Here is a 19,798-nt window from a genome sequence, read left to right as displayed (position 1 = left end):
TGACCGGGCGCGGCTGACCGAGCCGGCCCGGGCCTCCTCGGCTCGCCCCGCCTCTCGGGATGTCACGACGTGCCGCTCGCCTTCGCAGGCGAGCGGCACGTCGTGGTGTCTGGTCCGTCCGGCCGAGGGCCGACCGGCAGGAGGCGCGGGTCGGCCTACACCGTCCGGGTGTGGAGGATGCCGCCGTCGACGTCGAGCAGGGCCCCGTGCACGAAGGCCGCCTCGTCCGACGCCAGGTAGCGCACCGCGTGGGCGATGTCGACGGGACGCACGGGTCGACCGGCCGGGGTGGCCGCGGTCAGGGTGTCGAGGACGGCCGCCGACCCGGCGTTGCCCGGAGTCGACGTCGCACCGGGTGCGACGCTGTTGACGCGGACGCCGCGGGGGCCGAACTCGGCCGCCCAGGTGCGGGTCATCTGCTCGACGGCGGCCTTCGACGCGGTGTACATGGCGCCGAACGGCACCCCGACCCGGGTCATCCACGAGCCGATGTTGACGATCGAGCCGTCTCCACGGTCGGCTATCGCCGGCGCGAGGGCACCGACGAGCACGTGCGGCGCCCGGACGTTCGTCGCCAGGATGGCGTCGAGGTCGGCGTCGTCGAGGGCGTCGGTCGGCATGGTCGGGTACACGCCGGCGTTGTTGACCAGGATGTCGACGCGGCCGCCGAGCACCTCGGTGGCCCGGGCGGCGAAGGCGCGGAGGTCGGCGTACGGGCCGGCGAGGTCGGCGGGCACGGCGTGGGCCGAGCCGCCTCGGGTGGTGATCGCGTCGACCACCCGCCGGGCCCGGGCGTCGTCGCGGCCGCTGACGACGACGGTGGCACCGGAGGCGGCGAGCACGCGGGCGATCGCCTCGCCGATGCCGCTGGTCGAGCCGGTCACGAGGGCGGTGCGACCGGCCAGGCGGTCGTCGGTGGGCAGGGACTCGAGGACTTCTTCATTGGACTGCATGGTCCATTGCTAGCACGGACTGGACCGTCGAGTCCAGTGTTCGTGGACCGAATGGTCCAATCGACGTAGGATCCCACCGTGGACGAGACGAAGATCACCGAGCGCGGGCGGCTCACCCGCCAGAGGATCATCGACGAGACCGGTCGGCAGATCCTCGCCGCGGGCATCGGCGGGACGACGCTCGACACGGTGCGGGCCGCGACGCTGACCAGCAAGAGCCAGCTGTTCCACTACTTCCCCGGCGGCAAGACCGAGCTGATCCACGAGGTCGCCCGGTGGGAGGGGCGTCAGCTGCTCGAGGCGCAGGAGCCCGAGATCCACGACCTCGGCACCTGGGAGTCCTGGGAGCGCTGGCGCGCCGCCCTGGTCGAGTACTACATCAGCCTCGGCCGCTGGGCCTGCCCGATCGGCACGCTCGCCGCCCAGGTCGCGGCCACGGACGCCGAGGTCGAGCGCAGCGTCAAGGCGAGCTGGGACGCCTGGCGCGAGCAGCTGGCCGCGGGCATCCGGCGGCTGCAGGCCTCGGGCTCGGTCGACGCCTCGGCCGATCCGGTGCGCGTCGCGACCGCGATCATCGCGGCGATCCAGGGGGGACTGCTGCTCAGCCAGTCGGAGCGGGCGGGCTGGCCGCTCGAGGCCGCACTGGACCACGCGCTCGGCCCGTTGCACACCGTCCGCCGCGACTGACGCGGGTCGTCCGCCGGACGTGCCCCGCGCCTCCTGCGCTGTCGCCCTCCTGCGCTGTCGCCCTTCGGCTCTGTCGCCCTAGCTCTAGGCGCCGAAGACGACCGCGCGCATCGCGTCCTCGCCGACCGCCGCGTCGCGGTACCGCTGCATCAGCGCGGCGTTGGCGTCGTACTGCGGCCCCTCGCGCACCTCGGCCTGGTGGTGCAGGGCGAAGACCATGCCCTCGTGCCGTCGCGGGGCCTCGCCGAGCAGGGTGGTGTGGGCGAGGTACCAGGCGGCGTCCTCGAAGCCCCAGCCCCGGAAGCGTTCGTCCTGCCCGCCGTGGCTGCGCCACGAGGAGGCGCGGGTCACGTAGACCCCCGAGCAGGCCCCGCGCACGAGCTCGAAGTCGCACCGCTCGAGGGGGGTGCCCGCGGCCGCCTGCGCGGTGCCGTCGCGTCCCAGCCAGTGGTACTCGGTGTAGGGCAGGTGCACCCGGCCGCTCGTGCGGGCCGCCTCGATCGCCGCGAGCAGGGGCTCGCGTTGCGGCAGGGTGTCGGCGTCGCCGATCACGGCGACCTCGTCGTCGGCCAGGCCGGCGACCCCCAGGTTGCGGCACTGGGCCAGGTTGAACACCGGGTCGGGGGAGTCGATCGTGCGGATCTCGGCCTCGGGCAGGGCGTCGGCGTACCAGTCGCGGACGACCTCGAACGCCGCGACGCGACTGGGTTGCGGACGCCAGGGGAGCACGACGGTGACCATCCCGCGAGCCTAGCGGCGTGCGCCGGGCCGCCCCGCGCCTCCCGCCCCGCCCCGCACCGCGTCTCCCGCGCCGCGCCGTCCCGCCCCGCGCTGTACCTCCCGCCGCGACGAACGATGCACCCGGTTTCGAACGATGCACCCGGAAGCAACCGGGTGCATCGTTCGAAACCGGGTGCATCGCCGTCCGATCGCACGCCGAGCAGGCCTCAGGAGGCGCGGGTCGCGTCCGCCGCACCCGGCAGCGTCAGCTCGAGTGCGTGGCCGCGCACGTGTGCCAGGGCCCGCTCGACGGCGCCCGTGGTCACGACCGCGTCGCCCAACGTCGAGGCGACGACCTCGGGCGCGGCCCGGTGCGTGAACCGGCTGAGCCACGGTGTCGTCCGGTCGAGCAGCAGTCCGAGGGAGGGCGCCACGGCCCCGGCGACGACGATGCGGTCGACGTCGAGCATGCCGCTGAGCATGGCGCAGACGCGTCCGAACCGTTCGGCGGCCTTCTCGACCAGGCGCAGGGCGGTCGCGTCGCCGGCGTCCGCCGCGGCCAGCACGGCGGGGGCCTCGAGCTCGTCGAGCGGGATCGCCCGCAGCGGCGACGAGGCCGGCACGGTGCCGAGCTCGCGCGCGGCCCGGGCCCAGTCGCGCAGCAGGGCTCCGAGGCCGTCGGCCGATCCGACGCCCTCGACCAGGTCGAGGAGGCGCATCTCGCCCGCGGCACCGCGGCTGCCCCGCACGAGGGCTCCGTCGAGCACGAACCCGGCGCCGAACCGCTCGCCCGCCAGCAGGGTCACGAACGACGTGGCGGCACCGGCACCGGCACCGCCATCGACCTCGCGGTCGGCACGGGACGCGGCCGCCGCCTCGGCCACGGCGGCCAGGTTGGCGTCGTTCTCGACGACGACGGCCCAGCCGCGCTCGGCGAAGAGCCCGGTGTAGTCGGGGTTCATCAGCACCCAGAAGTCGGCGCCGACCTCGATCGGCGACCGGCCCTCGGAGTCGGTCGGCGCGGGCACTCCGAGTGCCACGGCGAGCACGTCGGCGTCGCCCAGCGAGGCCTCGCCGAGGACGTCGTCGACCAGCCGTGAGACCGTCCGGCGGCGGTCGTCCGCCGTCCCGTCGGGGTCGATGCGCCGTGCGACGCGGGCCACGACGTCACCGCGCAGGTCGGCCACGACGGCGGTCAGGTGGTGGCGGCCGGCGTCGACGCCGACGACGTGCCCGGCGGAACGGGCCAGGGCGTAGCGACGAGCGGGGCGGCCCTTGCGGTACTCGCCGGTCGAGCGGGCGTCGGCGAGCGACACCATCCAGCCGTGGTCGATGAGGTCGTCGCAGACCCCGAGCACGGTGGACCGGGTGAGTCCGGTGAGGGCGATCAGGTCGCTCGCCGTGACGGCGTCCGCGGACCACGCGTGCCGCAGCACCTCGGCCGCGTTCATGCGGCGGAGCAGGCTCGGCGACGACACCCCGGTGCTCAGCGCCACCCGCGCCTCCTCGTGCTGTGGCCGGTGCCTCGCGACACGGCGGATCTTTTCGACGACGACCCATGGTGCCACGCCGCGAATTGATCTAGGGTCTAAATCTACACACCAGATCAACTCGGTCCCGACGCTGTCGTCGGGGTCGCGACCCGGGAGACGACGACGTGCCCACACCCCCACTGCCCTCCGGTGCCGGCCTCAGCCGACGCACCCTCCTCGGCGGGATCGGTGCCGCCGGGGCGGCGCTCCTCCTCGCCGGCTGCGCCCCGTCCGGCTCCGGCCGCGGGCGCACCGAGATCACCTTCTACGCGACCAAGCCCGAGGCGATCCCGTACTTCTCCGACCTGGTCTCGCGCTTCAACGAGTCGCAGTCGGCGGTCCGGGTGATCCACGACTCGACCTCGGGCATCTCGGCCGGTTTCGTCCGGGGCAACCCGCCCGACGTCGCGGCCTTCACGTACAACCTCGAGATGGCCCGCTTCATGGAGCGCGGGGCGCTGAGCGACCTGGGCGACCTGCCCGAGGCGCGCACGATCCGCCCCGAGGTGCAGGAGCTGGTCGACCAGTACGCGACGTACCCCGGCCGGACGAGCGTGCTGCCGTACTCGATCACCGCCGCGTCGGTGATCTACAACCAGCAGGTCTTCGCCGACCTGGGCGTCGAGGTGCCGACCACCTGGGACGAGTTCCTCGCGGCGTGCGACACCTTCACGGCGGCCGGCGTCACGCCGATCTACAGCACCTTCCGCGAACCGTGGACCGTCGCGCAGGGCCTGTTCGACTACACGACCGGCGGGTCGCTCGACGTCGCGGCCTTCTACGAGAAGATGAACGCCGAGGGCACGAGCGTCGGCCAGGGCGGCTCGGTCTCGTTCGAGAAGGACTTCCGCGAACCCGTCGAGCGCATGGTGCAGCTCGGACGGCTGTCGAACGCCAACCGCAACAGCCGCGGTTACGGCGACGGCAACCTCGCCATGGCGCAGGGCGAGGCGGCGATGCTCATGCAGGGGCCGTGGGCACTCGGTGAGATCACCAAGGCGAACCCCGAGGCGAGGGTCGGCACGTTCCCCTTGCCGATGACCGACGACCCCGCCGACCGCAAGGTGCGGGTCAACCTCGACCTGGCCCTGTGGGTGCCCGAGCAGTCGCGCAAGCAGGACGCCGCCCGCGAGTTCCTGACCTACCTGATGCAGCCCGAGATCCAGGACGCCTACAACCGCGACTTCCTGGCGTTCGGCACCACGAGGTCGGCCCCCGCCGTGACCGACGAGCGCATCGTCGGCATGCAGGGCTACTACGACGACGCGCGGTTCTACCAGGGGGCGTCCAAGGCGATCCCGCTGACGATCCCCGCCGAGAACTACGTGCAGGGCATCGTCACCGGCGCCAGCGTCGAGGGCACCCTGCGCACCATGGACGCCGACTGGCGCCGCCTGGCACTCCGCGCATGAGCGCGATCGACGGCGCGGGCCGCGCCACGGCCCCGGCCACCCCGACCACCGCCCGAGTCGAAGGAGACCCGATGGCCACCACCACCCCCACGGCCGTGCGAGGCGCCCGCACCTCGCTGAGCGGCAGCACGACCGGCAACCCGCGGCGCCGCGGCAGGCGCGTCGACCCGGTCTTCTACTTCTTCCTCGTGCCGACGCTCGTCCTCTTCTCGCTGGCGATCACCCTGCCGGCCGTGATGGGCGTGTTCTACAGCTTCACGAACTCGATCGGCTTCGGCGAGTTCGACATGGTCGGCGTCACCAACTACCTCGCGATGGCGACCGACCCGGCGATCCTCGGCTCGTACGGCTTCACGATGGGCTTCGCGCTGGTCACGGTGATCGCCGTCAACGTCATCGCCCTGCTGTTGGCGATCGGCCTGACCTCGCAGATCAAGGCGAAGACCGCGCTGCGGGCCGTCTTCGTGATCCCGATGGTCATCTCGGGCATCATCATCGCCTTCGTCTTCCAGTTCCTCTTCTCGAACTCGTTGCCGGCCCTCGGCGCCTCGCTCGGCATCCCCGGGCTGCAGGACAGCATCCTCGCGAACGCCGACACCGCCTGGATCGGCATCGTCGTCGTGACCGCGTGGCAGGCGATCCCGAGCACGCTGCTGATCTACATCGCGGGCCTGCTCGCGATCCCCGGCGAGGTGTACGAGGCGAGCAGCCTCGACGGCGCCTCGGGCTGGAAGCAGCTGCGGTCGATCACGCTGCCGCTCGTCGCGGGCTACGTCCTGATCAACACGATCATCGGCTTCAAGAACTTCCTGAACTCGTACGACATCATCGTCGGCCTGACGAACGGCGGCCCCGGCACGTCGACCCGCAGCATCGCGATGACGATCTTCACGGGCTTCACCGGCGGCGACTACGCCTACCAGATGGCCAACGCGACCATCTTCTTCGTGATCGCCGTCGCGATCGCGCTCGTCCAACTCCGGATCACCCGCGGAAAGGCGGCCGTCTGATGGCGAACACCGCACTCGTCACCCCGGCCGCCTCGGCGGCCCCCACCCCAGGAGGCACGGGTCGCGACGCCGACGCCGTCACCCGTCGTCGACGCGGTCGCGTCGGTCGGGAGCGCCCGAACCGCCTCGTCACCGTGCTGCTGGTGCTCGGCACGATCACCGTGCTGATCCCGATCTACGTCACCGTCACGATGTCGCTCAAGACGTCGGCGCAGGCCGTCGACGGCAACGCGTTCGGCCTGCCGGCACCGATCGACTTCTCGAACTTCGCGACCGCCTGGCAGCTGACCGACTTCCCGCGGGCGTTCGGCATCTCGACCCTCGTCACGGCCGCGACCGTGATCGGCACGGTCGTGCTCGCCTCGATGGCGTCGTACGCGATCTCGCGCAACTGGGACCGCAAGCTGTTCCGCTTCTCGTTCTTCTACCTGCTGGCCGCGATGTTCCTGCCGTTCCCGGTCGTCGCGCTGTCGCAGATCAAGTTGACCGGCATCGTCGGCCTCGACAACCCCGGCGGCGTCGCGCTGCTGCACGTCATGTTCCAGCTGTCGTTCTCGATCCTGCTGTTCACGGCGTTCCTGCGGTCGTTGCCCGAAGAGCTGGAGGAGAGCGCGCGGCTCGACGGCGCCACCACCTGGCAGGTCTTCTGGCGCCTGGTCTTCCCGCTGCTCGCCCCGATGAGCGCCACGGTCGGCATCTTCGCCTTCCTGGCCTCGTGGAACGACTTCGCGATGCCGTCGCTGATCACCGCCGACCCGTCGCTGCAGACCCTGCCCGTGCTGCAACAGATCTTCCAGACGCAGTTCAGCAACGACTACAACGTCGCCTTCGCCTCGTACCTCATGGCGATGGCCCCGGCGATCGTCGTCTACCTCTTCACCCAGCGCTGGGTGATGGCGGGCGTGACGCAGGGCGCGATCAAGTAGGCGTCCGTCGGGGGGCGCGGCCCGCGCCTCCTGACCTCCAGGCAACCCACCACCACCGAGAGGACCTTGCTCCACGATGACCGACACGCTCCGCACCGCACCCTCGACCGAGCTGCTGACCGACGACCCGACCTGGTGGCGCCAGGCGGCGGTCTACCAGATCTACCCCCGCAGCTTCGCCGACTCGAACGGCGACGGCATCGGCGACCTGCCCGGCATCACGGCGGCGGTGCCCTACCTGCAGCGGCTGGGCGTCGACGCGGTCTGGCTCAGCCCGTTCTATCCGTCGGCCCTCGCCGACGGTGGGTACGACGTCGACGACTACCGCGACGTCGACCCCAAGATCGGCACGCTCGCGCAGTTCGACGAGATGATCGACGCGCTGCACGCGGTCGGCATCCGGGTGATCGCCGACCTCGTGCCGAACCACTCGTCCGACCGGCACGTCTGGTTCCGGGAGGCGCTGGCCGCTCCCGCCGGATCGCCCGCCCGGGCGCGCTACATCTTCCGCGACGGTCTCGGCGAGACCGGCGAGCTGCCGCCCTCGGACTGGACGTCGATCTTCGGCGGCCCGGCCTGGACCCGCGTCGCCGACGGCCAGTGGTACCTGCACTCGTTCGCGAGCGAGCAGCCCGACTGGGACTGGGACAACCCGGAGGTGCGCGAGGACTTCCTGACCACGCTGCGGTTCTGGTCGGACCGCGGGGTCGACGGCTTCCGGGTCGACGTGGCGCACGGGCTGGCGAAGAGCCTGCCCGAGGTGCTGCCGTCCACGGCCGAGCTCGAGGCGCTGCCCAAGGCCGACGGCGACCACCCGCTGTGGGACCGCGACGAGGTGCACGAGATCTACGCCACGTGGCGTGAGGTGTTCGACGAGTACGACCCGCCGCGCATCGCCGTGGCCGAGGCCTGGGTCGAGCCGTCGCGTCGTGCCCGCTACGCCAGCGCCGAGGGGCTGGGCCAGGCGTTCAACTTCGACCTGCTCGAGGCCGACTTCGACGCCACGCAGTTCCACGACATCATCACCTACAACCTCGACGCGGCCGAGGCCTCGGGATCGTCGACGACGTGGGTGTTCTCGAACCACGACGTCGTCCGCCACGCGACCCGGTACGGCCTGCCCGCCCTGAACGGTCGCGACGTCAAGCAGGGCGCCGAGTGGCTGCTGTCGGGCGGCACCTCGCCCGAGGTCGACGTCGAGACCGGCCTGCGTCGGGCTCGTGCGGCGTCGCTGTTCATGCTCGGCCTGCCCGGGTCGGCCTACGTCTACCAGGGTGAGGAGCTCGGGTTGCCCGAGGTCGCCGACATCCCCGCCGACGAGCGCCAGGACCCGTCGTTCTTCCGCAACCCCGGCGTCGACATCGGTCGGGACGGCTGCCGCGTGCCGCTGCCCTGGACCCGGACGGGGCCGTCGTTCGGCTTCGGCGCGGGCGAGGCGCACCTGCCGCAGCCCTCGTGGTTCGGCGAGTACTCGGTCGAGGCCGAGGAAGCCGACGCGACGTCGACGCTCGCGCTCTACCGGGCGGCCCTCGCGGCGCGGCGCGACCTGCAGACCGACGAGACGCTCGACTGGCTGCCCGTCGACGGCCGCGACGACGTGTTGCACCTCGTCCGCCCCGGCGGATGGCACGTGGTGTGCGTGTTCGGCACCGAGCCCGTCGACCTGGCAGCGCTCGGGCTGGGCTCGGGCGAGGTGCTCGTCGCGAGCGGGCCGCTGACGGATGCCGGGCAGCTGCCGGGCGAGACGGCGGCCTGGCTGCGCGGCTGACGGCGGCCTGGCTGCGCGGCTGACGTCGGCCGTCCCCGGCCGGGAGGCGCGGGGCCGGTCAGGCGGGGACGTCGTCGCCGGCCGTGGAGCGGCGCTGCTCGACCTCGGCCTCGAGCTTCGCCAGACGGGCGAGCCGCTCGTAGTGCTCGGCCTCGCGGTCGAGGTCGGCGAGCTGCTGCTCGGTGCTGCGGACGCGGTGGTCGAGCGTGCGGGCCGCGGCCTCGTGGTACCGGCTCTGGTCGCGGGGCCCGATCTGCTCGACTCGGCTGCCGTACTCGCGGCCCGCGGCGAACCAGACGATGCTGCCGATCAGCGGCAGGAACAGCACGATCATGATCCACAGGCCCTTGGGCAGGTGTCGCACGTCGCCTTCTGGACGCGTGACGATGTCGACGAGCGCCCCCACGATCAGCAGGAGGGGCAGGGCAGCCAGCACGAAGGTCACGGCCCGAGGGTAGGGGGTGCCGCCTGCCCGGCGGAAGCCCCGCGAGGAGGGGTGACCGCGCCCCCGCCTGTGCCGCGTTCTGGGTGTGACGGGCCCTCCGGACGGTCGGTAGCGTCACCCGCATCACGGCGAGCGACCCCGGTCAGGAGGTGCGGTGCCGGTCGACCACGAAGGGTGCAGCTCCTGAAAATTCGCCTCCACCCCTGGTCAGCGGGCGGCTCTGATCGTAAGGTGGGTCGGTCCGCCCCATCGAGGAGAACCGTGAGTCGACGCGCCGTCCGTCCCAGGAAGCGCTCATGACCGACCCCTCGAACACCCGCGAGACCGTGGCGCCGGCCGAGCCGGCCTCGCCCGCCGCGCCGACCGCTGCGGCCGTCGAGCAGGCGCCGGGTGCCGCCGTGCCGCTGACCCGCCGTGAGGCCCGCGCCCTCGAGCGCGCCGCTGCCGCCGCTGCCGACGCTGGTTCTGCTGCTCCCGCCTCCACGACGTCGTCCGCTGCGCCCGTCTCCGCACCGTCGTCCGTCGCTCCTGCGGCCAGCCCGGCGATGAACCCGGTGTCGAACGATGCACCCACGAGCAACCGGGTGCATGGTTCGGAAGTGGGTGCGACGGCCACCGAGGCGGCACCCACGACCCGCGTCGCGCGCCGCCGGCGCCCCTCCGTGCCGGCCGTGCTCCGTCGGACCCGAGATGCCGGCCGCCCGAACCCGAGCCCCCGGGCGACCACCGGCCGTTCGCGGCTGCGGGCCGTCTCGTCGCGCGTCCGTGCGGCGACCTTGCCCGTGCTCGGCGTCTGCGCCGTCATGCTCTTCTTCACGTCGAACCTCACCCCGGCCTCGGCCAGCGACCTGGGCGGGTCGAACATCCCGACCGCCGGTGCCGCTCCGATGCCGACCCAGACCCTCGCGGCGTCGCTCGTCGTGCTGACCGTGTCCGACCGCGACGCCTTCGGGGTGACCGACGCGCCGCCGCCGCCTCCTCCGCCGCCCGAGCCCGAGCCCGTCGTCACCTCGAAGAACGTCGCGGGGTCGACGAATTCGTACCGCGCCTCCTCAGGGGCCGGCACCATCGTGAACTCGGGGATCGGTGACATCCGCTGGCCGTTCCCGGGTTCGGTCGTCCTCAGCTCGGGCTTCGGTCCCCGTGCGGCTCCGTGCGCGGCGTGCTCGAGCATGCACATGGGCCTCGACATGACGCCCGGCGGCGGCACCCCCATCGGTGCCGCGGCCGCGGGCGTGGTGCGCACGTCTGGCATGCACGGTCAGTTCGGTCAGTACGCCGTGATCGACCACGTGATCGACGGTCAGCGCGTCAGCACCCTGTACGCGCACATGCAGATCGGTTCGAGCCCGCTGGTCGCCGGGCAGACGGTCCAGGTGGGCGAGCTGGTCGGCAAGGTCGGCCGCAGTGGTGTCGCGACCGGCGAGCACTTGCACTTCGAGGTGCTGCTCGGCGGCACGACGCAGGTCGACCCGAAGGCCTGGCTCGAGGCCAACGCCGGCCGCACGCTCTAGCCAACGCGGCCGCACGCTCTAGCCGTCGGAACGGGCCGTCCTGTACGAACTCGCCCGCCCTCGCGTGCGTCGGCGCCCACCCCCGCGCCTCAGGCCCCGCGCTTCACGCAGCGAGCCTCAGGCCGCGCGACGCGCCTCGCGCCAGGCCTGCACCTCGGCGGTCAGCTCGGCCTTGCGGCCGGCGTCGGCGAACGACGCCTCGACCGAGTTCGTCGCCAGCAGGGCGAGCATGTCGTCGTCCAGCCCGAGCACGTCGCGCAGCGCCTCGTAGTTGTCGCCCACGTAGCCGCCGAAGTAGGCGGGGTCGTCGCTGTTGACCGTGACGAGCAGCCCGGCCTCGAGCATGCGGGGCAGCGGGTGCTCGGCCAGGTCGGACACCACCGCGAGCCGCAGGTTCGACAGTGGGCAGACGGTGAGCGGCACCCGGTCGGCGACGAGGCGGGCGACGAGGGCGTCGTCCTCGAGGCTGCGCACCCCGTGGTCGACGCGTTCGACGTGCAGCAGGTCGAGGGCGTCCGTGACGTACGACGGCGGGCCTTCTTCACCGGCGTGGGCGACGACGTGCAGCCCGAGCGCGCGGGCACGGTCGAAGACGCGGGCGAACGCGGCGGGCGGGAACCCCACCTCGGAGGAGTCGAGCCCCACCCCGATCAGGTCGGAGGCGCGGTGCGCGACGGACTCGAGGGTCGCGGCCGCGTCGCCCACCGGCAGGTGCCGCAGGAAGCAGAGGATGAGCCCGCCCGTGATGCCGAACCGCTCGCGCGCCTCGCCGAGCGCCTGGGTCAGCCCGTCGATGACCTCGTCGACGTCGACGTCGCGAGAGGTGTGCGCCTGGGGGTCGAAGAACATCTCGACGTGACGCAGCCCCTGGGCGTGGGCGCGTTCGAGGTAGGCCCAGGCGAGGTCGTGGAAGTCCTGTGCGGTCTGCAGCACGGCCGTGCACGCGTAGTAGAGGTCGAGGAACTCCTGCAGCGAGCCGAAGGAGTACGCCGCGCGCAGCTCGTCGACCGAGGCGAAGGGCAGGTCGACGTCGTTGCGGTCGGCGAGGGCGAAGACGAGCTCGGGTTCGAGCGTGCCCTCGACGTGCAGGTGCAGCTCGGCCGTGGGCGGCGTCGCGAGCACGGTGCCCGAGAGGGGCGAACCCGAGAAATCCGTACCCGAGGAGCTGGTGCCCGACAGGGGCGACCGAAGGTGGTCGCTGCTCGTCGGGGTCGTGCCCGTGAGGGGCGTGCCGGGCGCGGGGGCCGCGGTCGTCGGGGAGGTGTCGATCGCCGTCATCGGGCCACCGTAGCGGCAGCGTGCCTCCCGACGAAGCCCCGTGCACGATCGTTCACCGTCCCGTCACCCGGCGACCGTCTGGGGACGAGACGAGGAGGCGCGGGGCGGTTCGTCGAGGACGCCACCCGCGCCTCCTGCCCGGACGTCGAGGAGGCGCGGTGCGCGACGACCGCACACCGCGCCTCCTGCAGGTGGCTAGGCCGTCAGCACGACGGCGAGCGTCTCGGGCTGGTCGTGCCCGGTCCACGTGCCGGTGAGGACCTCGACCCCGTGGTCGCCGCTGTGGCCGCCGGTCGAGGCGAGGGCCCCGGCGTCGTGTCGACCGAGGGCGCGGGCGACGACGATGCGGACCGCCGCGCCGGTGACGACCGTGCGGCCCTCGACCTGGTCGACGGTGAGGCGGTCGACGTCGGGCACGGGGGTGCCCGGGGTGCCGCTGCCGACGACGGTCGAGTTCGGCTCGCGGACCTGTCGTTCGCCGTCGACCTCGAACCAGGCCTCGGCCTGCGTGCCGCCGGTCAGCACGGCCGTCGCGAGGGCCGCGGCCCAGACCGGGTCGGCCGTGCCGTCGTAGACCCACCGCGTGCCGAGCACCGAGTGCTCGGTCGTCCCGACGAGGTGCGCGTCCGCGCCGGCCAGGGGAGCGTCGCGGTACGTGAGGGGCACCTGCAGCTGCACGCCGTCGGCGGTGGCGACGATGATCGTCTCGACGCCGACCTCGCCCGCCGGGTCGTCGAAGCGGAAGGCGGCGACGCTGCGCAGGCCCTCGTCGTCGGCGCCCTCGGACCGGGGCGGGCCCTCGAACCACGGCTGGGTCGGCACCCAGGCGTCGAGCAGGTCGATCTTGGAGGGGCTCATGCCGGCCCGGTGCAGGTGTGCCATGCCGTCGATCGTAGGGCCGACCACCGTCACCGTCGGTCACCGCCACCACCACGCCCCGACCCCGCCGGCGGCACGGCCCGACCGCGCCCCGACGCCTCCAGTAACGCGACACCTGTCGTGCGTTCTCCAGCAGTCGGGCGTAGCCTGCGGCCCATGAAGGCACTCCAGTACACCCAGGTCGGTCAACCCCCCGAAGTCGTCGAGATCGAGAAGCCGTCGCCCGGCCCCGGGCAGGTGCTGCTCAAGGTCACGGCCGCCGGCGTCTGCCACTCCGACGAGTACGTCATGAGCCTTGGTGAAGAGGACTACACGGCGCAGGGCTATCCGCTGCCGCTCACGCTCGGGCACGAGGGCGCCGGCGTCGTGGCCGAGCTCGGCGAGGGCGTCGAGCACCTGCAGGTCGGTGACGCGGTCGCCGTCTACGGCCCGTGGGGTTGTGGGCGCTGCCACCAGTGCGCCCAGGGCAAGGAGAACTACTGCGTCAACGCCGCCGCCGAGGGCATCAAGCCTCCCGGGCTCGGCGCTCCCGGGTCGATGGCCGAGTACATGATCGTCGACGACCCGCGCCACCTGGTGCCGCTCGGCGACCTCGACCCGGTCGAGAACGTGTCGCTCACCGACGCCGGCCTCACGCCGTACCACGCGATCAAGACCTCGCTGCCGAAGCTCGGCGCCGGCACCTACGCCGTCGTCATCGGCACCGGAGGCCTCGGGCACGTCGGAATCCAGATCCTGCGGGCGCTCTCGGGTGCGCAGATCATCGCGCTCGACGTGAGCGACGAGAAGCTCGAGCTGGCGAAGCACGTCGGTGCGCACCACACGGTGATCAGCGACGAGCACGCCGCGGACGCCATCCGCGAGATCACCGGGGGCCTCGGCGTCCAGGCCGTCTTCGACTTCGTCGGGGCGGGGCCGACGATGGCCACGGCCGTCGCGGTCGCCGCGGCGGACGCCGACGTGACCATCGTCGGCATCGGTGGCGGCACCGTCGAGCTCGGCTTCGGCGCGATCGCCTACGACGTCGCCGTGCGCATCCCCTACTGGGGCAGCCGCAGCGAACTGATCGAGGTCCTCGACCTCGCCCGGGCCGGCCAGGTCGAGGTCGCCACGCAGCGCTACTCGCTCGACGACGGCCCGAAGGCCTACGAGGCCCTCGCCGCCGGCACCGTCCGCGGCCGGGCCGTCATCGTCCCCTGACGCGACCACCCCGAGGAGGCGCGGTGCCGGATTCCGCGCACCGCGCCTCCTGCAGGTCGCAGCGGCCGATCGGCCGCACCTGACCCCGTCGTCGCGACGGGGAACGGGGTCCTGGCGCCGGCGAGCACCGCAGGAGTGAGCGTCGACACGTTGTGGCTGGGAACGCTGTGTGGCGTGATTCCGACGATGCTGTGTGGCCTAGCTCGCCCTGTCGGCGTGGCCGGTCGGGTCAGGGCTTGCCGTGCTCGGCGTGTGCCTGGTCGTGGGCATCGGGGTGGTCACCCATCATGCGGAGCATGGGCCATGAGCCGCTGCGGGTGAAGACGACGAGCAGGAACGCCGCGACGAGCAGGAACACGATGTTGAGCCAGGTGGTGTAGTTCCAGCTGATCGAGGTCGTCACGATGGTGAGGTGCCGGTTCGTGGGGACGAGGTGCAGCGGGGTGAAGAGCAGTTCGACGGCGTAGCCGGCGAGGACCATGGCGCCGTAGAAGATCCCGGTGATGCGGAGGGCTGCTCTCCAGCCGTAGTACTTCCGGTAGATGATGATGATCGGGATGATGATCAGGTCGGCGAAGATGAAGCTGATCACACCGCCGAAGCTGATCCCACCGTTCCAGAGGACCGCTGCGAGGGGGACGTTGCCGACGGAGCAGACGAAGCTCACCATCGCCAGGATCGGCCCGATGAGCGGGTCGATCAGGAACGCGAGCGTCGGGTGTCCATCGAGGAACAGTGCTTGCAGCCACGCCTTCGGGACCCAGGCGTCGAAGGCGCCGGCGATGAGTAGCCCGATGACGATGTCGCGGATGACGGATGCCCAGTCCATGACGAAGTACTGCGACACGCTCGTGAGCCCGGGCCTCGAGAACAGTCGCCGCCAGAAGCCCTGGTCGCCCTGCACGGACATGTCCATGGCTGCATGGCCCTCCATCGCGCCGGCGAGTCCCTTGTCGGCCTGTTCGCGGGCGGCGTCGACGATCTTCCCGCGCATCCAGAGCCGGAACCCGAGGGCGATGAGGATGATCATCAGTGGTCCACCGACGAACTCCGCTGCGGTGAACTGCCAGCCCATGACGAACGCGAGGATCAAGCCGAGCTCGACGACGAGGTTCGTGGAGGCGACCTCGAACGCCATGGCCGACGACAGGCTCGCGCCCTTGCGGAAGAGCGTCCGTGCGAGGGCGACGGCGGCGTAGGAGCAGGACGAGGACAGTGCGCCCAGGCCGGTTGCGACGCTGATCGCTCGGGGGGAGTCGTCGCGCATGAGCTTGGTGATCTGGTCGGTGCGGACGACGGCTTGGATGACGCCGGAGAGAGTGAAGCCGAGGATGAGGGGCCAGAGGATCTCCCACCCCATCGAGCCGGCTGCTACCAGGGCGTCACCGACTGCGTTGATCACGAACACGTACACCTGCTTCTTCACGTCGCGGGCATGTTCTGCAGCGACAGGGTGGTCACAAAGGGGGGAAGAACCGGTCTCGGGCCGAGGCGGACTGCGTTGCCCGCCTCGACCCTCGACTGGTGTCACGTGGACGCGAGCATGTCCTTCATCTGCGTGATCTGCTCGGTCTGGCTCGACACGATCGACTTCGCCATCGCGACCGCGTCGGTGTTCATGCCCTTGTCGACTTCGCTCCTGGCCATGTCGACGGCGCCCTCGTGGTGCTGGACCATCTGCTGCAGGAACAGCTTTCCGGCGTCCTTTGCGGATGCCTGGTCGAGGTCGGTCATGTCGGAATCGGACATCATCCCGGACATGGAGTGCCCCGACTCCGTGGGCTCACCCCAGCCCTGCAGCCAGCTGGCGAGCTGAATGATCTCCGGACCCTGCTCGGCCTTGATCTGCTCCGCCAGGGTGGCGACGTCGGGGTCGACACCGTCGCCCTTGGCGAGGAGCGCGTCGCTCATCTCGACGGCCTGCTCGTGGTGCGGCAGCATCATCTGCGCGAACATCACGTCCTGGTCGTCGTGCGCCGACGCGGCCGAGCTCGACGAGGCGGACGAGCCCGCGTCGGAGCTGCTGTCGTTCGTGGAGCAGCTCGCGAGGGTCAGGCCGAGGGTGAGCGAGGCGGCGATCGCGAGGGTGCGCGTGGTCGTGGTGGTGTGCATGGAAGGTCCATTCCCGTGGATGCGTCAGCTGGTCCGGGCAGGCGGATGCCTCCCGGTTCTGGGCATGCGGGAGCCGCCCTGCGGCGGTGTGGTCCCGCAGGGGGCGGATCAGATGCGGATGATCTGCAGTGCCGTCAGTGACGGTGGTTTCGGTGCTGCGATGTGGCGCGGCAGCCGGTCAGCCAGCGCAAGCAGTCGCGACAGCAGCGCGATGACACCGCCGGTCCGTGCGCGCAGTAGCGCCCATGCGAACAGGGCGATCGTCAGCGCGCACGCCATCCCCATCAGCGAGCACATCAGCGCGCACAGGCCGCTGTCGCAGCCGGCGTCGGTGAGGACCGTCAGCACCGCGGCCGCGGGAGCGGCATGCTCCCCGTGGCGGTTTCCGACGGCATGGACGTGCTCGGTGGTGGCGGCGGGAGCTGCCATCGGGTGCTCGTGGCCGTCGGTGTGGCCGGCCATCGTGTGCATCAGGACCGTGAACCCGACCAGCAGCAGCAACGCCAGCGTCGCCGTGACCTGCAACAGCAGCCGGCGACGCGGGGAGGCGGTGGTGGCGAGCATCGATTCTTCGATCAGGACGAGGGGTGGGGGATCGTCGGGCTGCAGCGGAAGCACGTTCCGTTGCGAGGTCGACCGAATCGAACTGTACCCCCTGGGGGTATGCGCTGTCTCGGGCGGCCAGCCGATCGATCAGCACAGGGTAGGCATCGCGCGACCGTGCCGTGCCAGAGGGACATTCACTAGCCGATCCCAAGAACGACGGATGTGTGACAGCGGTGCCCTTGGTACAGGGTCGTCACCCGCGTCTGCCACCCGTTTCGCCGGGAGTGAGGACGGCTGCCTGCGACCGCCGATCTTTTTCGGCCTTTTTCGGCCGCGGATGAACTCCTGGATGAGCTGCGTCGTGTTCGTAGTAAGCGGGCTACCTGGGCCGGCGTACCAGCAGGAGGAAATATGCACAAGCGAATGACCATCACGCTCACGACGGCCGTCTTGGCCGCGGCCGCTCTCTCCGGGTGCGCCACATCTGCCGAATCATCCACGACGACCGACTCCACCGAGCCGGCCCCCGCCGAGACCACCGCGGCAGCGGCAGTCCTCGGCACCGCAACGTCTCCCTTGGGCGAAATCATCACCGACGACGCCGGGTACACGATCTACACGTTCAAGATGGACGAGCAGGACTCGGGCACCAGCAACTGCTACGACGAATGCGCCATGACCTGGCCGGCAGTCGAAGCCTCCGGCACGTCCTCCCCAGACGGCATCACGGGCAAGATCGGTTCCCTCACCCGCACGGACGGGACAACCCAGCTGACCGTCGACGGCTGGCCGGTGTACCGGTTCGCGAAGGACACCGAACCGGGACAGGTCAACGGACAGGGCGTGAAGGATGCCTGGTACGTCCTCCAGCCGGACGGCACGATCAACATGGAAGCAGGCACTGAGGGCTCAGCAACCCCAGCGTCCTGATCGCGCGCGTGCCTGCCGGACAGAACTCTCCGGGTTGCAGGCCCTCGCAGCTCCACGACCCCACCCGAGCAAAGGAGCCACAAGGCAGTGCTCATCGACATGAAAGCAGAGACAGTGGGTGCGAATGCGTCGACTCCTTCCGCTCAGACGGTGAACCCATGTCCTGGCCATGTCGATGGCATGAGGTTCGACCGCTGGTGCGCATCGGCGTTTCCCGTTGCGCTCGCTACAGGCACGATGAAAGGCGGTCCTGGATCAGGCACTGGCCGGACTTCACCGGCGCGAGGCGGTGAAGGTCATGACCCGAGCCAGTGACGAGCTCTTGTCGGCATTGTTCGAGTGCCACGGCGGGGCGCTTCGCCGTTACACACACAGCCTCACTCGGAACGCGGCGCTGACCGAGGACATCGTTCAGGAGACGATGCTGAGAGCATGGCAGCGTCCCAAGGTGCTGGAGCTCGACAAGGATGCTGCTCAAGCGTGGCTGTTCACCGTCGCTCGGCGCCTCGTCATCGACGACGCACGATCTGCCCGGAGTCGACGAGAAGTGGCAGCCCCTGGCGAGGGAGAAGGCGCTGCTCTCGATCGCACTGATGCGGTCCTGGACAGCATCATGGTTGCGGACGCGCTGGCGTCGCTCTCCGACCAGCACCGTCAAGTCGTCGTCTGTGCGTACTTCGCTGGTCAGAGCATTCCTGAAATTTCGAGACGGCTTGGCATCCCAGAAGGAACCGCGAAATCGCGGCTCCACTACGGGTTGCGCGGGCTGAGGCTAGCCCTCCAAGAAAGGGGCGTCACACGATGACTGAGCATCCCGATCTCCAAGCTCACGAGGACCGTTACCAGGACTGGGACGCGTCCTACGTCCTCGGAGCGCTCCCCACCGATGAACGTCGCGAATACGAGCAGCACCTCAGTACCTGCGCCAACTGCCGTGAAGCGGTGACGGAACTTGCGGGTCTCCCAGGCATCCTGAGCCAGATCTCGCCGGAAGAGGCCCTTGCCATCCATTCACCTCTGGGTTCGGACGACACTCCGGCGCCATCAGAAACGTTGTCGCTGATGGCCCACCGCGTCCGCAAGAGTCAACGCCGCCGCCGAGGAGTCATGGCTCTCGCAGTTGCCGCTGCTGTTGCTGCCGCCGTCTTCGGGGGGCTCGCCGTAGGCGCAAGAAACGACGTCGGCCCAGCGACGGCCCAGATGACGTTCCAGCCAATGGACCCCGGAACCGACTCCACCACCCTTACTGCGGGTCTGCAGATCGAGGAGAAATCTTGGGGCACGAGGCTCGATTGGAACTGCGACTACGGCGCGGACGCGCCAGACAACTCCGGATACGAGCTCGTGGTCACACAAACGGACAACACCACGCTCACCGTCGCGACGTGGGACGCAGCCGGCTCGCGTGCCGCAGATCTGTCTGCGTCGACAGCCATTCCCAGCCTGAAGATCGCGAGTGTAGAAATCCGCTTGAAGGGATCCACGGTCGCGTTGGCTCGGCTAGACACCTGAGTTCCTCGCGAACGAGACGCCCGTTAGACGGTCGTCATCCGGTCGCGTAGAAAGTCAAGGGCGCAGCTACGGCAGCCGTGAAGTATGGATACTCTCTGGCCGAAACGGCCGGAGCAATCATTTCGGAGGGATAAGCCCGTGTATGCAGCTGGTGCAAATGGTTGGTGGCCCATCGCCGTCGCCATCGTCACGATTGTCTTCATCGCCGTGTTGGTCATCCAGCATCGCAAGAAGAAGTAGCTAGACAGGAAAGGTCGGGCCTAGCTTCGGCTAGGCCCGCTTTACAGTTCCGTCAATCCACGAGTCGATGCGTCGCGCGACTTCGTGCCCTCTGCCCGCAGGGCGACGAGACGTTGGCTGCAAAAAGCTCAGCA

19 protein-coding genes are annotated in these 19,798 nt (G+C 70.7%); 10 read left to right on the top strand and 9 right to left on the bottom strand.

What is annotated here, in order from left to right; translation table 11 throughout:
• Positions 1 to 155: 155 nt before the first annotated feature.
• Positions 156 to 953, bottom strand: coding sequence for an SDR family NAD(P)-dependent oxidoreductase (locus tag ARTHRO9V_RS01240; RefSeq protein WP_159825047.1), 798 nt, complete (start codon positions 951 to 953; stop codon positions 156 to 158).
• A gap of 78 nt (positions 954 to 1,031) precedes the next feature.
• Between ARTHRO9V_RS01240 and ARTHRO9V_RS01235 the strand changes: the two genes are divergently transcribed.
• A complete protein-coding gene (locus ARTHRO9V_RS01235; protein WP_056044705.1) occupies positions 1,032 to 1,640 on the top strand; it encodes a TetR/AcrR family transcriptional regulator in 609 nt (202 codons plus the stop codon).
• Positions 1,641 to 1,724: 84 nt separating this feature from the next.
• On the opposite strand, the gene ARTHRO9V_RS01230 is transcribed toward ARTHRO9V_RS01235, so the two are convergent.
• Positions 1,725 to 2,381, bottom strand: a complete 657-nt coding sequence (locus ARTHRO9V_RS01230; RefSeq protein WP_157489780.1) for a hypothetical protein — start codon at positions 2,379 to 2,381, stop codon at positions 1,725 to 1,727.
• Positions 2,382 to 2,587: 206 nt separating this feature from the next.
• Positions 2,588 to 3,856 (bottom strand): ROK family protein, encoded by a 1,269-nt coding sequence (locus ARTHRO9V_RS01225; protein ID WP_159825045.1) that lies wholly within the window; start codon positions 3,854 to 3,856, stop codon positions 2,588 to 2,590.
• 161 nt (positions 3,857 to 4,017) lie between these two features.
• On the opposite strand from ARTHRO9V_RS01225, the gene ARTHRO9V_RS01220 reads away from it, so the two are divergent.
• From ARTHRO9V_RS01220 to ARTHRO9V_RS01205, 4 genes are all read left to right on the top strand, one after another.
• Positions 4,018 to 5,304, top strand: a complete 1,287-nt coding sequence (locus ARTHRO9V_RS01220) for an ABC transporter substrate-binding protein (protein ID WP_123570963.1) — start codon at positions 4,018 to 4,020, stop codon at positions 5,302 to 5,304.
• 71 nt (positions 5,305 to 5,375) lie between these two features.
• Positions 5,376 to 6,314 carry a carbohydrate ABC transporter permease gene (locus ARTHRO9V_RS01215; protein WP_159825043.1) on the top strand — a complete coding sequence of 313 codons (939 nt, stop codon included), beginning with the start codon at positions 5,376 to 5,378 and terminating at the stop codon, positions 6,312 to 6,314.
• Positions 6,314 to 7,240: a carbohydrate ABC transporter permease gene (locus ARTHRO9V_RS01210; RefSeq protein ID WP_159825041.1), complete on the top strand. Its 927-nt coding sequence runs from the start codon at positions 6,314 to 6,316 to the stop codon at positions 7,238 to 7,240. Before ARTHRO9V_RS01215 ends, ARTHRO9V_RS01210 begins: the two co-directional genes overlap by 1 nt.
• Before the next feature lie 76 nt (positions 7,241 to 7,316).
• Complete coding sequence (locus ARTHRO9V_RS01205) at positions 7,317 to 9,008, top strand: glycoside hydrolase family 13 protein (RefSeq protein ID WP_159825039.1); 1,692 nt, start codon at positions 7,317 to 7,319, stop codon at positions 9,006 to 9,008.
• Between the two features lie 58 nt (positions 9,009 to 9,066).
• Here ARTHRO9V_RS01205 and ARTHRO9V_RS01200 read toward each other — a convergent pair whose 3' ends face one another.
• Positions 9,067 to 9,453: a PLD nuclease N-terminal domain-containing protein gene (locus ARTHRO9V_RS01200; RefSeq protein ID WP_233568421.1), complete on the bottom strand. Its 387-nt coding sequence runs from the start codon at positions 9,451 to 9,453 to the stop codon at positions 9,067 to 9,069.
• Between the two features lie 296 nt (positions 9,454 to 9,749).
• Between ARTHRO9V_RS01200 and ARTHRO9V_RS01195 the strand changes: the two genes are divergently transcribed.
• Entirely contained in the window at positions 9,750 to 10,967 is a 1,218-nt protein-coding gene (locus ARTHRO9V_RS01195; RefSeq protein ID WP_159825037.1) for a M23 family metallopeptidase, read from the top strand.
• A gap of 117 nt (positions 10,968 to 11,084) precedes the next feature.
• Here ARTHRO9V_RS01195 and ARTHRO9V_RS01190 read toward each other — a convergent pair whose 3' ends face one another.
• Together ARTHRO9V_RS01190 and ARTHRO9V_RS01185 are read right to left on the bottom strand one after the other, a co-directional pair.
• Entirely contained in the window at positions 11,085 to 12,245 is a 1,161-nt protein-coding gene (locus tag ARTHRO9V_RS01190; RefSeq protein ID WP_159825035.1) for an adenosine deaminase, read from the bottom strand.
• Positions 12,246 to 12,440: 195 nt separating this feature from the next.
• Entirely contained in the window at positions 12,441 to 13,127 is a 687-nt protein-coding gene (locus ARTHRO9V_RS01185; protein ID WP_159825033.1) for a CG0192-related protein, read from the bottom strand.
• A 153-nt stretch (positions 13,128 to 13,280) separates the two neighbouring features.
• On the opposite strand from ARTHRO9V_RS01185, the gene ARTHRO9V_RS01180 reads away from it, so the two are divergent.
• On the top strand, positions 13,281 to 14,324 hold the full coding sequence (locus tag ARTHRO9V_RS01180; RefSeq protein ID WP_159825031.1) for an NAD(P)-dependent alcohol dehydrogenase: 1,044 nt from the start codon (positions 13,281 to 13,283) through the stop codon (positions 14,322 to 14,324).
• Between the two features lie 229 nt (positions 14,325 to 14,553).
• Here the strand turns inward: ARTHRO9V_RS01180 and ARTHRO9V_RS01175 are convergent, their stop codons facing one another.
• The 3 genes from ARTHRO9V_RS01175 to ARTHRO9V_RS01165 form a co-directional block, all read right to left on the bottom strand.
• Positions 14,554 to 15,750 (bottom strand): permease, encoded by a 1,197-nt coding sequence (locus ARTHRO9V_RS01175; protein WP_199736295.1) that lies wholly within the window; start codon positions 15,748 to 15,750, stop codon positions 14,554 to 14,556.
• A gap of 101 nt (positions 15,751 to 15,851) precedes the next feature.
• Positions 15,852 to 16,436: a DUF305 domain-containing protein gene (locus ARTHRO9V_RS01170; protein ID WP_056044689.1), complete on the bottom strand. Its 585-nt coding sequence runs from the start codon at positions 16,434 to 16,436 to the stop codon at positions 15,852 to 15,854.
• Positions 16,437 to 16,544: 108 nt separating this feature from the next.
• Positions 16,545 to 17,054 carry a hypothetical protein gene (locus tag ARTHRO9V_RS01165; protein ID WP_056044687.1) on the bottom strand — a complete coding sequence of 170 codons (510 nt, stop codon included), beginning with the start codon at positions 17,052 to 17,054 and terminating at the stop codon, positions 16,545 to 16,547.
• A gap of 351 nt (positions 17,055 to 17,405) precedes the next feature.
• Here ARTHRO9V_RS01165 and ARTHRO9V_RS01160 point away from each other — a divergent pair, with 351 nt between their 5' ends.
• From ARTHRO9V_RS01160 to ARTHRO9V_RS01150, 3 genes are all read left to right on the top strand, one after another.
• Positions 17,406 to 17,912: a hypothetical protein gene (locus ARTHRO9V_RS01160; protein WP_159825029.1), complete on the top strand. Its 507-nt coding sequence runs from the start codon at positions 17,406 to 17,408 to the stop codon at positions 17,910 to 17,912.
• 298 nt (positions 17,913 to 18,210) lie between these two features.
• Positions 18,211 to 18,717, top strand: coding sequence for a sigma-70 family RNA polymerase sigma factor (locus ARTHRO9V_RS01155; RefSeq protein WP_082460175.1), 507 nt, complete (start codon positions 18,211 to 18,213; stop codon positions 18,715 to 18,717).
• Positions 18,714 to 19,424: a zf-HC2 domain-containing protein gene (locus tag ARTHRO9V_RS01150; protein ID WP_123570957.1), complete on the top strand. Its 711-nt coding sequence runs from the start codon at positions 18,714 to 18,716 to the stop codon at positions 19,422 to 19,424. Before ARTHRO9V_RS01155 ends, ARTHRO9V_RS01150 begins: the two co-directional genes overlap by 4 nt.
• Positions 19,425 to 19,798 lie beyond the last annotated feature (374 nt).

Source organism: Frigoribacterium sp. 9N (genome assembly GCF_902506305.1).
Classification (GTDB): Bacteria; Actinomycetota; Actinomycetes; order Actinomycetales; family Microbacteriaceae; genus Frigoribacterium.
Note: the sequence above shows the minus strand (reverse complement) of the source record. Positions and strands in the feature narration are given on the sequence as shown.